General features: G+C 47.4%; 13 protein-coding genes and 1 tRNA gene. 10 read left to right on the forward strand and 4 right to left on the reverse strand.

All coding sequences use genetic code 11. The annotated features are described in order from the left end of the window. Positions 1–240: 240 nt before the first annotated feature. Positions 241–312 (reverse strand) — tRNA-Thr (locus H6F51_09630). Positions 313–412: 100 nt separating this feature from the next. On the opposite strand from H6F51_09630, the gene H6F51_09635 reads away from it, so the two are divergent. After that, the gene (locus tag H6F51_09635; protein ID MBD1822756.1) at positions 413–679 is read left to right on the forward strand and encodes a DUF3493 domain-containing protein; all 267 of its coding nucleotides are present in this window, start codon (positions 413–415) and stop codon (positions 677–679) included. Positions 680–701: 22 nt separating this feature from the next. On the opposite strand, the gene H6F51_09640 is transcribed toward H6F51_09635, so the two are convergent. Further along, positions 702–2,357, reverse strand: coding sequence for a DUF1565 domain-containing protein (locus tag H6F51_09640; GenBank protein ID MBD1822757.1), 1,656 nt, complete (start codon positions 2,355–2,357; stop codon positions 702–704). A gap of 235 nt (positions 2,358–2,592) precedes the next feature. Here H6F51_09640 and gshA point away from each other — a divergent pair, with 235 nt between their 5' ends. Further along, on the forward strand, positions 2,593–3,732 hold the full coding sequence (gene gshA / locus H6F51_09645) for a glutamate--cysteine ligase (protein ID MBD1822758.1): 1,140 nt from the start codon (positions 2,593–2,595) through the stop codon (positions 3,730–3,732). Positions 3,733–3,817: 85 nt separating this feature from the next. Here gshA and H6F51_09650 read toward each other — a convergent pair whose 3' ends face one another. Beyond that, positions 3,818–4,204, reverse strand: a complete 387-nt coding sequence (locus H6F51_09650) for a hypothetical protein (GenBank protein MBD1822759.1) — start codon at positions 4,202–4,204, stop codon at positions 3,818–3,820. A gap of 181 nt (positions 4,205–4,385) precedes the next feature. Between H6F51_09650 and H6F51_09655 the strand changes: the two genes are divergently transcribed. From H6F51_09655 to H6F51_09690, 8 genes are all read left to right on the forward strand, one after another. After that, positions 4,386–4,805, forward strand: a complete 420-nt coding sequence (locus tag H6F51_09655) for a DUF2141 domain-containing protein (GenBank protein MBD1822760.1) — start codon at positions 4,386–4,388, stop codon at positions 4,803–4,805. A 543-nt stretch (positions 4,806–5,348) separates the two neighbouring features. Next, a complete protein-coding gene (locus H6F51_09660; GenBank protein ID MBD1822761.1) occupies positions 5,349–6,209 on the forward strand; it encodes a ferredoxin:protochlorophyllide reductase (ATP-dependent) iron-sulfur ATP-binding protein in 861 nt (286 codons plus the stop codon). A gap of 99 nt (positions 6,210–6,308) precedes the next feature. After that, positions 6,309–6,716: a hypothetical protein gene (locus H6F51_09665; GenBank protein ID MBD1822762.1), complete on the forward strand. Its 408-nt coding sequence runs from the start codon at positions 6,309–6,311 to the stop codon at positions 6,714–6,716. A gap of 25 nt (positions 6,717–6,741) precedes the next feature. After that, positions 6,742–8,148, forward strand: a complete 1,407-nt coding sequence (locus H6F51_09670) for a ferredoxin:protochlorophyllide reductase (ATP-dependent) subunit N (GenBank protein MBD1822763.1) — start codon at positions 6,742–6,744, stop codon at positions 8,146–8,148. Between the two features lie 235 nt (positions 8,149–8,383). Beyond that, positions 8,384–8,545 (forward strand): PCP reductase family protein, encoded by a 162-nt coding sequence (locus tag H6F51_09675; GenBank protein MBD1822764.1) that lies wholly within the window; start codon positions 8,384–8,386, stop codon positions 8,543–8,545. 10 nt (positions 8,546–8,555) lie between these two features. After that, a complete protein-coding gene (locus H6F51_09680) occupies positions 8,556–9,125 on the forward strand; it encodes a Uma2 family endonuclease (protein ID MBD1822765.1) in 570 nt (189 codons plus the stop codon). A 186-nt stretch (positions 9,126–9,311) separates the two neighbouring features. After that, complete coding sequence (clpB, locus tag H6F51_09685; protein ID MBD1822766.1) at positions 9,312–11,936, forward strand: ATP-dependent chaperone ClpB; 2,625 nt, start codon at positions 9,312–9,314, stop codon at positions 11,934–11,936. Between the two features lie 120 nt (positions 11,937–12,056). Then, a complete protein-coding gene (locus tag H6F51_09690; GenBank protein MBD1822767.1) occupies positions 12,057–12,842 on the forward strand; it encodes an HNH endonuclease in 786 nt (261 codons plus the stop codon). A 666-nt stretch (positions 12,843–13,508) separates the two neighbouring features. Here H6F51_09690 and H6F51_09695 read toward each other — a convergent pair. Then, positions 13,509–13,820, reverse strand: a complete 312-nt coding sequence (locus H6F51_09695; GenBank protein ID MBD1822768.1) for a hypothetical protein — start codon at positions 13,818–13,820, stop codon at positions 13,509–13,511. Positions 13,821–14,255: the final 435 nt, after the last annotated feature.

Consider the following 14,255-nt stretch of genomic DNA (forward strand, 5'->3'; position numbering starts at 1 on the left):
AACTATTCCGATCGGACGAGAGCATCCATTCCTTAAGACTGATTTACGGGAAACAGAGCAAAATTATTCTATTGATATGGGAACTTAGATAGCCGCAAATACGCGTCTAACATAAAAGGCACTCCGAAGATGTGGTCGGGGTGTTTTTTATTTATGTGGGATGAGGTATCAACTGACAGAAGCGAAGCTTGAAGGCCTCATCAAACTCCGAGATCAGCGATTTAATTGAAAAGCTTAAAAAGCCGATGGCGGGATTTGAACCCGCGACCGCTCGATTACGAATCGAGTGCTCTACCCCTGAGCCACATCGGCATAAGACCTTAGCAAGTATAACAGGTTTTCGATCGCACTTTCACACAAATTGCACAAAATTCCATCTCATGCCACGATCGAGAAAACTTTGACTCTTTTAATGAATCAGCAATCTGAGCAACTCAAGCGATCCGACCCCAAAAAATATGCGCGTCTTAAAGCTGAAGCCGCTGCACCCTACCGCGGACTGCGGAAATTTATCTATCTTGCCTTTGGGGGATCAGGCGCGATCGGCGCAGTCGTGTTTCTCGCGCGAACCCTTGCAGGGCGAGATTTAGAAACGGCTGTGCCAAATCTTGCCCTGCAAATTGGGTTAGTCGCGCTCATGGTCTGGCTATTTCGCTTTGAGAGCCGCAAAACCCCTTAGAGAACGCGAGTCTCGGTCTAACTTAACGCGCTCCAACAACGTATGGAGACGGAATCGCCTGAGCTTTACCCTGATTCACCAGCGCTTGGTAAATAAAGGCGGCTACTTCTGCGCGAGTGGCTTCTCGATTAGGCGTGAGTTGTCCGACTGTTGGATAGTTCACCACAATCTGACGTTGGGTAGCAGCCGCGATCGGGCTTGCTGCCCAGCCGGGAATCGAATTCGCATCCTGGAAGCGAGAAAGCGCGCTCGGATCTCCAGCCCCGAACTGTAAGCCATTCGACAGCGCGACTAATGCCTGAACTTTCGGAATTCGCTGATCCGGTCGGAACGTGCCGCCTGGAAAACCTGCCATAAAGCCACCCCGTGAAGCCGATTGAATCGCCGCAAAGCCCCAGAAGTTACTGCGAACATCAGAGAAGTTGACTGCCGGATTTCTAGGAGCCGGATTAAAGGCTTTGGAAACGATCGTCGCAAACTGAGCGCGAGTCACTGGCTCGTTCGGCTTGAATGTGCCATCTGGGAAGCCTGTGATGATTGCTTGTGATGCTAACGCTTGGATGTACTGTTGTGCCCAATGCCCTTGAACGTCAGAAAACGCTGTGTTTGTTCCGCCAGCTACAAACGCTACTGGACCTGAGATGCGCTTCGGATCGATGTTGTTGCCGATCGCTTGAAACGTATTGTTTGTCGTGTTGTTCAGGTCAACACCTTTGCGGCTGGCATCTCGACCGTTGTTACGAATCGTATTGTTTCCTAGGCTGTCCGCAGTTCCCAAATCAGGGAATGCGTTATCTCTGGCAACAATACCATCGCCTTGGCTATCGGTGATTACATTGTTGCGGAGGATGGCTCTACTCGATCCATCCATATAAATGCCTGCTGTGTTCTGCGTAATCTGGTTGCCTTCGAGTCGAGGGATTGAGTTACCGCCGATCGCCAGCCCGAATCCGGTTGCATTAAAGACATTGTTTCTAATCACACCCCGCGCTCCGCCAGTGATCGAGATACCATTGCCGGAGTTTTTGGTAAACACATTGTCGGTGACAACAGGACTAGAGTTACCTACGATGAAAACGCCTTCCCGATTGCTATTGGTAAACGTGCTGTTGGCAATCATGCAGTCTGCATCTTCGACCCAAATTCCAGTGCCGCGTGTGACAATATTCGTCACGGTTACACCGCGAATTTCACTACTATTGGCGGCTCGAATCGCGGCGTTTTGGTTGCCAAAGGCTTTACTCGGCGTTAGTCCACTGCCTTGAATTAGGAAATTCGCGCCTTTACTGTTCTCGTCACCGCGTAGGACAACACCGGGTTTAAGCACGATCGGAAATTGTTCGCCGGTTTGTTCGGTGTAGTTGCCGGGAGCGAGTTGAATTAGCGTTCCTGCGGTTGCTTGCTGGAGTGCGAACGTAATGGTGCGATAGGGTGCAGCATCGGTTTTTCCAGCCGTGGGCTGATCGCTGCCGGTTGTGGGATTGACGTATAAAACTGTTGTAATCGTGGGGCTAGTCACCAATGGGGTTGAAGTAGTTGGGAGCTGGCTATCGGTGGGTGCTTGAGCCATTAAGGGAGTACCCAAGCACAGTAAAGCAAGTAAGCTCAGTTGGGTGGGAACGATCGCGCGGGAAAAGGGAAATTTACCAATGCCTAGACGTACCATAAGTTCTCTCATCTCAGAGTCATAAGTGCATGCGTGTCTCTTATGGGGGATGACAAGCCAGAGTAGATGCAAGTTCCCCGAATTGTGAGCTACTGCACTATACACAACTTCTCAAGAAGTGGCGATCCGAAATGCAAAGCAGAGTTCAGCATTGTGTAAGGAAAATATGAGCGCACTCCTTTAGAGCGTGGCAGGCGTTCGGTTTTCTCAGATACTAGAAGAGGCGACAGTCAGAAAGGGGTCAGCGATGTTATCGAAAGGATTTGAAATTGAAGTCTACACTGGGACTCCGCAAGGGGATGTGGTAGGACTATCGGATCAGATTGTGGCGGCATTGGATGGATTCGTGCGTGAGCCAGATAGCCGCAATGTCGAGTACACGACACCGCCCGGCTTTCGGTATGAGCGATCGCTGTGTGATTTAGTTACACCTCGGTTGCGGCTGCGTCAATTTCTCAAGTCCAAGGGCGATTACACGCTGATTCCGGGCAGCACTTTGCCGCTTAAAGGACAGGGCGATCGATTCTGGCGCTCTGATCCCACGAATCCTTATCACGATTACATCGAAAACACCTACGGTACAAAAGTTGTCACGGCTAGCGTTCATATTAATATTGGCATGAGTGATCCCGATGTATTGATGCGGGCTTGTCGATTAGTGCGCGTTGAAGCACCTTTATATTTAGCATTGAGCGCGGCATCTCCAATCTTTAACGGTGAGATCACTGGGTATCATTCCACGCGCTGGGGTTTGTTTCCAAAAACGCCTGCCCATGTGCCGCTGTTTGAAAGTCATGCTCACTATATTCGCTGGACAGAAGAACAGATCGCCATAGGGACAATGCAGAATGTGCGGCATCTTTGGTCTTCGGTGCGTCCGAATGGCGATCGTCGTCCTTACAATTTGAATCGGCTGGAATTGCGAATTTGTGATTTGGTGTCTGATCCGATCGCGCTGCTGGCGATTACTGCGTTATTAGAGGCGCGATTGCATCAAGTGATGTCAGATCCGAGCTTAGATCCGCTGCAACTCAGCCAATTGAGCGCAGAGGATTTAATTGAGATTACCGATGCAAATGAGGCGGCGGCAGCGAGATCGAGCTTAGATGCAGAATTAAGACATTGGAAAGATGGACAGCCGATCCGGGCGCGGGATTGGGTTGAGCAACTTTACGGGGAAATGTTCGGGATTGCAAAAGCACAGGGCTTTAGCTGTTTCTTGCTGCCGGTGAAGAAGATTGTACGCGAAGGCAATGAAGCCCAACGCTGGATTAAACTGAGCGAACAAGGATTCGACAATCGCGAGATTCTGATGCGATCGATTGAAGCAATGCAGGTTCGAGAAGGAGAGCTTCAAGGACAAATTTGTCAATCCCTGGTTGCTTAGGCACGATCTCCTCGTAAAGACGCGAATACCGTAGATGCAGCGAAGCTCCTAATCGCGTCTTTACGCCGTGAGTCGTCGCGTCCTTTTAAGCATCAAAAATCTTTTCTTGCATGGGCTGGCAAAAGGGCTGGACTCCCGTTTTAACTACATAAATTGCAACGGGAACAGCTAATCGCATCGGCAATTCTGTTTGCGCAACGATCGCATCAATCAACACCCCGGATAACCCGTCTTCGAGTCCTTCTTTAATCTGCGCTTCACACAGAATATGTCGCCATCGCTTAGCAAGTCCATCGATCCAGCGCTCATTTTCTTCTGGTAGCTGTCCTGATTTGATCGCAAGAGAGATTGCGGCATCTTCAAGATCTCCGTCACAATCTTCGATCACGTCTAAAGCTGCAAGTGCATTTGGATGATCTGAAAGTTGTTCCCGGAACAGTTCAAGATCTTCTAGTGAAACGATAATCGACATACAACAGTCCTACAACGGCGTTCTGCACCGATCGTATCACTCCGCGATTCTGTCGTAAGTTGGGACATGATACTTGATTCGATTGAAGAATTAACTGAAATATACCCTAGTGTGAGTTGAGACCTGTTTATAGAAGCGATATGAATATAAAAAAGATTAAATTTAAATACGGCTGATAACAATGTTGGAACAATCAAGAATGTCGCCTTCTACAAATACGATCGCTAATGGATGCTTGACGGTTGAGATCAATGGCTTGAGAAACCAGAAAGGGATTGTGTGTTTCAGCTTGTTTTCAGGGGAGCAAGGCTTTCCGAACGAGAGCGATCGTGCCATTGCGTCTCGCTTTGTTGAGGCAAAGGAAGCTTCGGTTTCAGTCATATTTGATCAACTGTCTCCCGGTGAGTATGCTGTTGCTGTGATTCATGACGATAACGGGGATGGGAAGCTGAATACAGGCATATTCGGCATTCCTAAAGAAGGATTCGGTTTTTCACGCAATCCTAAGATCGGCATGAGTGCCCCGAAATTCGAGGAAACGGCGGTTCAGGTCTCCGGCGACGGTACGAAAATTCAGATTGATATGAACTATCTGATGTAGGGTTTGCACAATTCGGTGATGTCGCGATCGTGCTTTTCCCAGGAGGCACGATTTTTTGTCTGAAAGTTTGATGATTCTTAATAGAATTGGCTTCGGTAGATCAGGCTCGATGTCCCTAAATGCCAGGATGGAACTTTGAAAAAAGGGGGTTCTCGAATCCCCAAGATTCCTCCAACTTCAAAGTCCCCATTCATGGGGGATTTAGGGGGCAAGAAGCACTTCATAACGAAGCGAATAACCGTATTGAAGCGCTAAAACCTTCACAAAAGCCAGGTATAAAAGCCTATACAGCGACTTCGTTTTATTTTGCTTATTGTTCTATATTTTGTAAAGTCTGAGATATAAAAGCTAAGGAAATTCTAAAATTAGACTTTAGAGATGATCTGAGTCAATTAGTAGGTTCTCTTGATTTTTAGCAGAACCAGACTTCTGCTATCAATGTAACTTCTTCTTTCGACAGCTAGGCAGAACTGCAAACATCAACAACAATGCAAATAGAGACGTACCCGCGCTCACCCCTTCACAAAAGACAGGAGACCCAGAGTGAAACTCGCAGTTTACGGAAAAGGCGGTATCGGCAAATCAACGACAAGCTGCAACATCTCCGTTGCGCTCGCAAAACGCGGCAAAAAGGTACTACAAATCGGCTGTGACCCCAAACACGACAGCACCTTTACCCTGACTGGATTTCTCATCCCCACGATCATCGACACGCTTCAAGAAAAGGATTACCACTACGAAGATGTCTGGGCTGAAGATGTGATCTACAAAGGTTACGGAGGAGTCGATTGTGTAGAAGCAGGCGGCCCGCCAGCAGGTGCAGGCTGCGGTGGCTATGTCGTGGGCGAAACGGTAAAACTGCTCAAAGAACTGAATGCGTTTGATGAATACGATGTCATTCTATTTGATGTTCTTGGCGACGTAGTTTGTGGTGGATTTGCTGCACCCTTGAACTATGCAGATTACTGCATGATTGTGACTGATAACGGATTTGATGCCCTGTTTGCAGCCAATCGGATTGCAGCTTCAGTGCGCGAAAAAGCACGGACACATCAACTCCGATTGGCAGGACTGATCGGCAATCGAACTGCAAAGCGCGATTTGATTGATAAATACGTCGATGCCGTTCCCATGCCTGTGTTAGAAGTGCTACCGCTCATCGAAGATATTCGCGTATCGCGGGTGAAAGGAAAAACATTGTTCGAGATGGCAGAATCTGATCCCTCGCTGAACTATGTCTGCGACTACTATCTGAACATTGCTGATCAAATTTTGGCAAACCCAGAAGGCGTTGTGCCAAAAGATGCCCAAGATCGTGAATTGTTCTCGCTGCTGTCGGACTTCTACCTCAATCCAAAACAGCCCAAAACCGCCGAAGAAGAACTCGACTTAATGATGGTCTAAAGAAAGAATGAAGGGTAACGGATAGAGAAGGCAAATCGCGATATGTGATTACTATGTGATTACATTGAGGCTGACTTTATCGTTATCTTGATTTGACTTGTGAACATTGATCAACTGCGGCGATCGCTCAAAGATCGCTGGCTCGACTACTACCAGGAAAACCGCGCTTGGATTACTCGATTATCGATTTGGGTGAGTTGCGACGGACAGCGGCGACCGTCATCCAGCTTCATCTTAGGTGCGCTTTCCAGTGTAGAACCGCGACTCGTTGACCTCCTGCCGCTGATTGTGGATTTGAGCAATCATCCCGATCGCATCATTGTTGCCCTGGGACTGAACTTCGACCCAGAGCAAGAACTGATCCATCTCAAGCAGCTTCAAGCCGAAAAGCCGAAATATCTACCTGCAAGTTCTGCCCCTGAAGTCAAATCCCGCCGCCCTGCTGAAGTAGACGAAGCCTGTGAAGGACGGGATCGATCGCATCAATCGAATCGCGCTCCTCGATAAAACCCTCATTTAGAGAAACACTGTTATGACTCTCGCTGATCCTCAACCTCAAGCTCTGCAATTTGAGTGTGAAACCGGTAATTACCACACCTTTTGTCCGATTAGCTGTGTTGCATGGCTTTATCAAAAAATTGAAGATAGCTTTTTCCTAGTCATTGGGACAAAAACTTGCGGGTATTTTCTGCAAAACGCAATGGGCGTGATGATTTTTGCAGAACCCCGTTATGCAATGGCAGAACTTGAAGAAGGTGATATTTCAGCCCAGCTCAATGATTACGAGGAACTAAAACGACTGTGTGAACAAGTCAAGCGCGATCGTAATCCCAGTGTGATTGTGTTCATCGGAACCTGCACCACTGAGATTATCAAAATGGATTTAGAAGGATTAGCCCCAAAGCTTGAAGCAGAGATTGGAATTCCGATCGTCGTGGCTCGCGCTAACGGTCTAGACTATGCCTTTACTCAGGGCGAAGACACGGTGCTTGCAGCAATGGCGCAACGCTGTCCGACCAAAGCCCCCACAGGTGAAACAGAGAAAGAAGAGCGCAACGCCATCCAAAAGCTGATGAACTTTGGGCGCAAGCAGGAAGAGATCAAACAGCAGGATTCCGAGTATGTAGATCATCCGCCATTAGTGATGTTTGGATCAGTACCAGATCCGATCGTCACTCAGCTCACTTTAGAGCTGAAGAAGCAAGGCATTAAAGTCTCTGGATGGCTTCCTGCAAAGCGATACACAGAGCTTCCAGTGATCGAAGAAGGATACTATGTTTCGGGTGTGAATCCATTTCTATCGCGGACAGCTACCACGTTGATGCGGCGACGGAAAACGAAGCTCATTGGCTCACCGTTCCCGATCGGGCCGGATGGCACCCGCGCTTGGATCGAAAAGATTTGTTCTGTGTTCAACATTGAACCGAAAGGCTTAGAAGAACGAGAAGCCAAGATTTGGGAAAGTGTTGAGGACTATCTGCAATTGGTTCGTGGAAAGTCAGTGTTCTTTATGGGGGATAACCTGCTGGAGATCTCGCTAGCGCGGTTTCTGATTCGCTGTGGCATGACTTGTCCAGAAATTGGTATTCCTTATATGGATAAGCGCTATCAAGCCGCAGAACTCGATTTTCTGGTGAAAACCTGCAATGAAATGGAAGTTCCAGTTCCCAAGATTATCGAAAAGCCCGATAACTACAATCAGCTTCAGCGCATCCATGCACTCAAGCCCGATCTGGTCATCACTGGAATGGCTCATGCCAATCCATTAGAGGCGCGAGGCATTAGTACGAAGTGGTCAGTTGAGTTTACCTTCGCTCAAATTCATGGATTTAGCAACACTCGCGATATCTTAGAGCTTGTCACTCGTCCGCTTCGTCGTAATAGTGCATTACAGAACATGGGCTGGGAGAAGCTGGTGCAAGAAGAAGCAAAGATTTAAGGACTGAGATAAACCTGACCCTCTAGAAGCGGATGATCGTTTCTAGAGGGTTTTTTAATCATCGCAGTTCAGGATGTCCTGATTTACTCATGATTTACTTAAGCTCCCTTGTCGGTTGCGATACTTGAGTCCAAGTTGCCAGCGAGACTCAAAAGTTTGGCAAAAGTTATCGATCGAGTAGAACAGTTCTTCTAGACTAAACGTGAGGGCGAACATAGCAAGTGCAGGAGGACTAATGATCGAGTGGACATCTGAAGCCGAGGCAAAATTAAAAGAAATTCCCTTCTTTGTGCGTCCGGCAGCCCGAAAGAAAATTGAGAAATTCGCTCAAGAAATGGGCGCAACTCAAATTACATCTGAGATCTACGATCAAGCTAAACAGAAGTTTGGCAATTGAGGACATCACCATGACTATTTCTGCACAGCCCAAGATTTGGACAGACGAAGAGTTTATGGCATTGCCCGACAACGGCGATCACTACGAGTTCGTTGATGGACAAATCCGAATTTTGGAGTGTGCAGGAATGGAGCATGGTTATCTTGCTGCACTTGTAGGTAGCTATTTAGGAGAACGTTGTTTCGATTTCAAACTGGGTATAATGTGCAATTCGAGTACGGCATTCAGGATGAAGTCTGGAAACCTGCGATCGCCCGATGTTTCCTTCGTTGCCAAAGACCGATTAAAAGGCTTGAAAAAATTGCCGAAAGGCTTCTTTGAGGGTGCGCCAGATTTAGCGGTCGAAGTCATTTCTCCTAGCAATACGTTCGATGAGATTCACCAGAAGATTGTGGAGTATTTTGAAAGTGGTTCTCGGTTGGTTTGGGTGATTAATCCTGATGAAGAAACGGTGCTTGTGTATCGCGGCGCAACGCTCGATCGCTTATTAAAAAAGACTGATTTTCTAGAGGGTGAGGAAGTCATTGAGGGATTTCGGTTAGCGATCGCTGAACTCTTCACCGAGCTTGATTTTGATTAACTCAGCTTAGAGGTCGTCGCCATAAATCTCTCGATTAATCGCCTCATCGCCATCTCCACCGTCAAGAATTTTCTAATCATACTCTTCGGGTATTTGGACGGGTAAAGGGCGGTACTCCGATCTCGCCAAGGTCGATCGCTTCTCTACAATGTCTTTATCACGATCGATCTTATGAGGGGGAACGCGATGCAGCCAACCAATGCCGAAAAATTTACCGAAAAAGCCTGGGAAGCGATCGTCCGCACTCCAGAGATCGTAAAGCAGGTACAGCAACAGCAGATTGAAACCGAACACTTGATGAAGGCGCTGCTGGAACAAGACGGTTTAGCGATTAGCATTTTCAATAAATTGGCTGTTCCTGTCGATCGAGTGCGCGATCGAGCCGATGAATTTATCCGTCGTCAGCCGAAAGTATCGGGGAGCGGCACGAATGTCTATTGGGGACGCAGTGCCGATTCGCTGCTTGATCGCGCTGAAGACTATCGCAAACAGTTCGAGGATGATTTTATTTCGATCGAACATTTGCTGTTAGGGTATGCCCAAGATAGTCGCTTCGGAAAGGCTCTACTGACAGAATTTAGAGTTGATGAAGCGAAGCTGAGAAACGCGATCGAACAAGTTCGGGGTAATCAAAAAGTGACTGACCAAACGCCAGAAAACAAATACGAAGCGCTAGAGAAGTACGGGCGTGATTTGACTCAGTATGCTCGCGAAGGGAAGCTCGACCCCGTGATCGGACGAGACGACGAAATCCGCCGCACGATTCAAATCCTGTCTCGTCGAACCAAGAATAATCCGGTTTTAATTGGGGAACCGGGTGTGGGTAAGACTGCGATCGCTGAAGGTTTAGCACAGCGTATTTTGAGCGGAGATGTGCCGCAATCGCTGAAAGACCGCAAGCTGATTGCCTTAGATATGGGGGCGCTGATTGCAGGTGCGAAATATCGCGGTGAGTTTGAAGAGCGGTTAAAAGCCGTTCTGAAGGAAGTCACTGATTCTCGCGGCAATATTATTCTCTTTATTGATGAAATTCATACGGTCGTCGGTGCAGGTGCGACTCAAGGCGCGATGGATGCGGGTAACTTGCTGAAACCGATGCTGGCGCGGGGTGAATTGCGCTGTATTGGTGCAACAACCTTAGATGAATATCGCAAGTACATCGAGAAAGATGCAGCCCTTGAGCGGCGATTCCAGCAGGTCTTTGTCGATCAGCCAACGGTTGAAGATACCATTTCGATTCTGCGCGGGCTGAAAGAACGTTACGAAGTTCACCACGGGGTTAAGATTTCGGACTCTGCTTTGATTGCAGCCGCAACGCTTTCGACTCGTTATATCAGCGATCGCTTCTTGCCTGACAAAGCGATCGACCTCGTAGACGAAGCGGCTGCGAAGTTGAAGATGGAGATTACCTCGAAGCCAGAAGAGTTGGATGAGGTCGATCGCAAAATTCTCCAGCTTGAAATGGAAAAGCTGTCGTTTAAGGGAGAAAGTGATGCAGCTTCTCGCGATCGTTTAGAACGCCTCGATCGCGAACTGGCAGATCTCAAAGAAGACCAATCGAAGCTCAATGCTCAATGGCAAGCTGAAAAGGGCGTGATTGATGAGCTGAAGAAGCTAAAAGAAGAGATTGATCAAGTTAGCCTTGAAGTTCAGCAAGCTGAGCGCGATTATGACCTTAACAGAGCGGCTGAATTGAAGTACGGCAAGCTCAATGAATTGAACCGTAAAGTTGAAGAAGCCGAAGCCCGTCTGACTCAAGCCCAGAAATCTGGTACATCTCTGCTGCGTGAAGAAGTGATCGAGGCAGATATTGCTGAAATCATTTCTAAGTGGACGGGTATTCCAGTGAGCAAGCTGGTTGAATCTGAAATGCAGAAGCTCTTACAGCTTGAAGATGTTCTGCACAAACGAGTGATCGGACAAGATGAAGCGGTAACGGCGGTATCCGATGCGATTCAGCGATCGAGAGCCGGACTTGCTGATCCAAACCGTCCGACTGCCAGCTTTATCTTCTTAGGCCCAACCGGTGTCGGTAAGACCGAGCTTGCTAAAGCTCTTGCTGCTTACCTGTTTGATACCGAAGAAGCAATGGTGCGGATCGATATGTCCGAGTATATGGAGAAGCATTCCGTCTCCCGCCTAATCGGTGCGCCCCCTGGATATGTCGGTTACGAAGAAGGCGGACAGTTAACCGAAGCCGTTCGTCGTCGTCCGTACTCGGTGATTCTGTTTGACGAGATCGAGAAAGCCCATCCCGATGTATTCAACGTGATGCTGCAAATTCTCGATGATGGTCGCGTCACGGATTCTCAAGGTCGCACAGTGGACTTCAAGAACACCATTATCATCATGACCTCGAACATCGGTTCACAGTACATCTTTGAATATGGTGGAGACGACGATCGCTACGAAGAGATGCGATCGCGGGTGATGGATGCAATGCGATCGAGCTTCCGTCCTGAGTTCTTGAACCGGATCGATGAAATCATCATCTTCCACAGTTTGCAAAAATCGCAACTGCGCGAAATCGTCAAGATTCAAGTCAAGCGGTTGGAGAGTCGATTGGCAGAGCGCAAGATGTCGCTGAAGTTGTCTGAGGCTGCCTTAGATTTCTTAGCTGAAGTGGGCTTTGATCCAGTGTACGGAGCGCGTCCATTGAAGCGGGCGATTCAGCGAGAATTGGAAACGGCGATCGCGAAAGAAATCCTGCGTGGACACTACACGGAAGGCGATACGATCTTTGTCGATGTCGGTGACACTGAGCGCTTAGAGTTCAAACGCTTACCTGCGGAAGTGGTGACAACACAATAATAAAGTCTGGACGATTGAACATTGCGATTAGGGTGAGATTACTCTCACCCTTTTATTTTGGGAAGTTTTACAACTGCTCTATTTGGGCAAAATTACACTAATAGTTATCACAAGCAGCCCATGAGTTTCCAAAAAGCTTTTGATACAATTGGGGACGAGCGTAAAAAGATTTTACAGGCGATTTCCTGTGTTTTTGAATCAGGTGAGGTTGCTCCAAAAGGAGCATGGATTGAAGTTGATAAAGTCGGCAGTCGGAACTTTAGGCAAGCTAGATGGTGTAGCGAAAATTCAACAATTGAAGCTTCGAGCAAAAGAAGCCGTACAAGAAAATATATTGGTAGAGCAGGATCACCTGAGCATCTTGAAGCTATAAGGATGCTTGAAAGAAGGAGAGAAATTACACGTCTAACAAAGCAGCTTGAAAAAATCGAAAAACAAATTGCCGCTAAAGTTCCTTATTTCTCACCTATTGCTGAAGCTGATATTGAGGAAGAGATTCAGAGAGTCAGTGTCATAACTCTTTCTCGTCCTAAGCAGAAAGAATTTCGTCAGACCTTGCTGAAAGTGTACGAAAATCGCTGTGCTGTTACAGGTTGTGATGTTCCGGCTGCATTAGAAGCTTCTCATATTGATCCTTTCGCAAAAGGCGGTTCAAATTCGATTTCCAATGGATTGTTATTGAGGGCAGATATTCATAAATTGTTTGATAGGTACTTAATTTCGGTACATCCTAGAACTAGAAAACTTTGTCTTTCAGTATTGCTGAGTAGCAGTAAGTATGCAGAATTTGAAGACAAAGTTATCTATTGTCCAAGATTTTCAGAATGGATGCCTAGCGAAGTTCTACTGTGGAGACACTATCATATTTTTCAGTGCCAAGCCCCCATTCTGAACCTGACAAACTAGGGTTAATCAAGTAGGTAATCATTACAGTTTTACTCAATGTCGCTCCAGAGTTGAGAAAGTAGAATTGTTTATCTTGTCCTAACCTGATGCAGTGCTTTTTGTAAATTGGCTTTAATTGCGTCAACGGGTGGATCATTGGATCAAACTGATCTTCCACTTCTGAGGCAAAGATGAGCACCCACACTCGTTGATTTGTCACATTCTGAATTTGCTGATCTAAGGCGAGATTGGTGCTCAAGGTAATCTCGCCTTAGATCAGCAAATTCATGAGCTTTCCTCACTCCGCAAGCCTTGAAGGCTCAATATTTCGATATTTCTTGGCAAGTTTGCTAAGGCTCTGCTGAAACTCAAGCGATAAACGAATCTCGATTGTGGGTGGTTCATCCATAGGGTTCTTCGTACTCCAGGCAAGCAAGATTATCTTACCTTCGTTGGCTGATTCAAGCGGTTGGTGAGTCCGTGGCAACGATCGCAAACTTGGACGACTGCGGTACGATCAACCACGATGTTAAGACAAGTTGTGCAGTGCAGATACCAGAATCAAATCACCTGTCGAATCACCTGTATGTTAAGTGGGTCATCTCTTCAAATCAGGGCTTCGCCGCTTAGACCCTAAAAAAAGAAGGGCAATCAGCCCTTCTCCCTATTGTTGCGATATAGATTCCCTTAGTCTTCGCGCTTATCGGACGGAGGATTGGAAATCTGTTCGGCTTCGGGGCAATCATCCGATACGAGCGGATCAACACATCCTTTCGGCACAGAGGAGAGTTTTTGAGTTACCGCTCCAATGCTTTCGAGCCGTACCATTTCTTCCCAAGAGCAGTTCTCGTCTTCTTCGTCGGTCTCATAACGCAACGTCACCAAATCTCCTTCGATATCTAGAATCTTGGCGCGTTCGATCCAGCGTTGTTGATCCCGCAAGAAGATCCAAACTTCACGACCATCACAACAGAGTTGATAGATCTTGCGGTGTAGCATATGCTTCTCCTGAGCGAATTACTCGAATATCACTAAATTAGACCGCAGCTTCGATTCTGCCGCCGTCTTTCATCAAACAGATTTGAGCGCAATGGCACGGGATGGGTAGGGTGCGATCGCAATTCGGTTGATCTGATCCAGGGGCAGAGTATTCATACAATCAAGCCTAGTGCTGGATCAGGCAAAAGCTTTCTCACCAAGGACAGGATTTGAAGCGCAACACGGTCGTAGCCTGGGAGTCGGGACTGGGGAGACACTCTTAAAGTCATTGTTGAGGCAGTAAAGGGACTTGGCGCAAAATCTGAATCAAGACAAGCTCAATTCAAATCGGTAGATAACGCTGGTAATCCGGAGTTAGCCAGAGGCTCGAAATCGCGTATCAAGGGTTCCCGAAGGCAGTAAACCAACAGGTACTTAATTCTACTTCCATTTTAA

The organism is Cyanobacteria bacterium FACHB-DQ100, from assembly GCA_014695195.1.
Lineage (GTDB): Bacteria > Cyanobacteriota > Cyanobacteriia > Leptolyngbyales > Leptolyngbyaceae > Leptolyngbya.

Coding starts and splice junctions, on each gene's coding strand:
- H6F51_09635 (MBD1822756.1), top strand. CDS start 413: ATGAATCAGCAATCTGAGCAACTCAAGCGATCCGACCCCAAAAAATAT.
- H6F51_09695 (MBD1822768.1), bottom strand. CDS start 13,820: ATGCTACACCGCAAGATCTATCAACTCTGTTGTGATGGTCGTGAAGTT.
- clpB (MBD1822766.1), top strand. CDS start 9,312: ATGCAGCCAACCAATGCCGAAAAATTTACCGAAAAAGCCTGGGAAGCG.
- H6F51_09640 (MBD1822757.1), bottom strand. CDS start 2,357: ATGAGAGAACTTATGGTACGTCTAGGCATTGGTAAATTTCCCTTTTCC.
- H6F51_09650 (MBD1822759.1), bottom strand. CDS start 4,204: ATGTCGATTATCGTTTCACTAGAAGATCTTGAACTGTTCCGGGAACAA.
- H6F51_09670 (MBD1822763.1), top strand. CDS start 6,742: ATGACTCTCGCTGATCCTCAACCTCAAGCTCTGCAATTTGAGTGTGAA.
- H6F51_09655 (MBD1822760.1), top strand. CDS start 4,386: ATGTTGGAACAATCAAGAATGTCGCCTTCTACAAATACGATCGCTAAT.
- gshA (MBD1822758.1), top strand. CDS start 2,593: ATGTTATCGAAAGGATTTGAAATTGAAGTCTACACTGGGACTCCGCAA.
- H6F51_09680 (MBD1822765.1), top strand. CDS start 8,556: ATGACTATTTCTGCACAGCCCAAGATTTGGACAGACGAAGAGTTTATG.
- H6F51_09675 (MBD1822764.1), top strand. CDS start 8,384: ATGATCGAGTGGACATCTGAAGCCGAGGCAAAATTAAAAGAAATTCCC.
- H6F51_09690 (MBD1822767.1), top strand. CDS start 12,057: ATGAGTTTCCAAAAAGCTTTTGATACAATTGGGGACGAGCGTAAAAAG.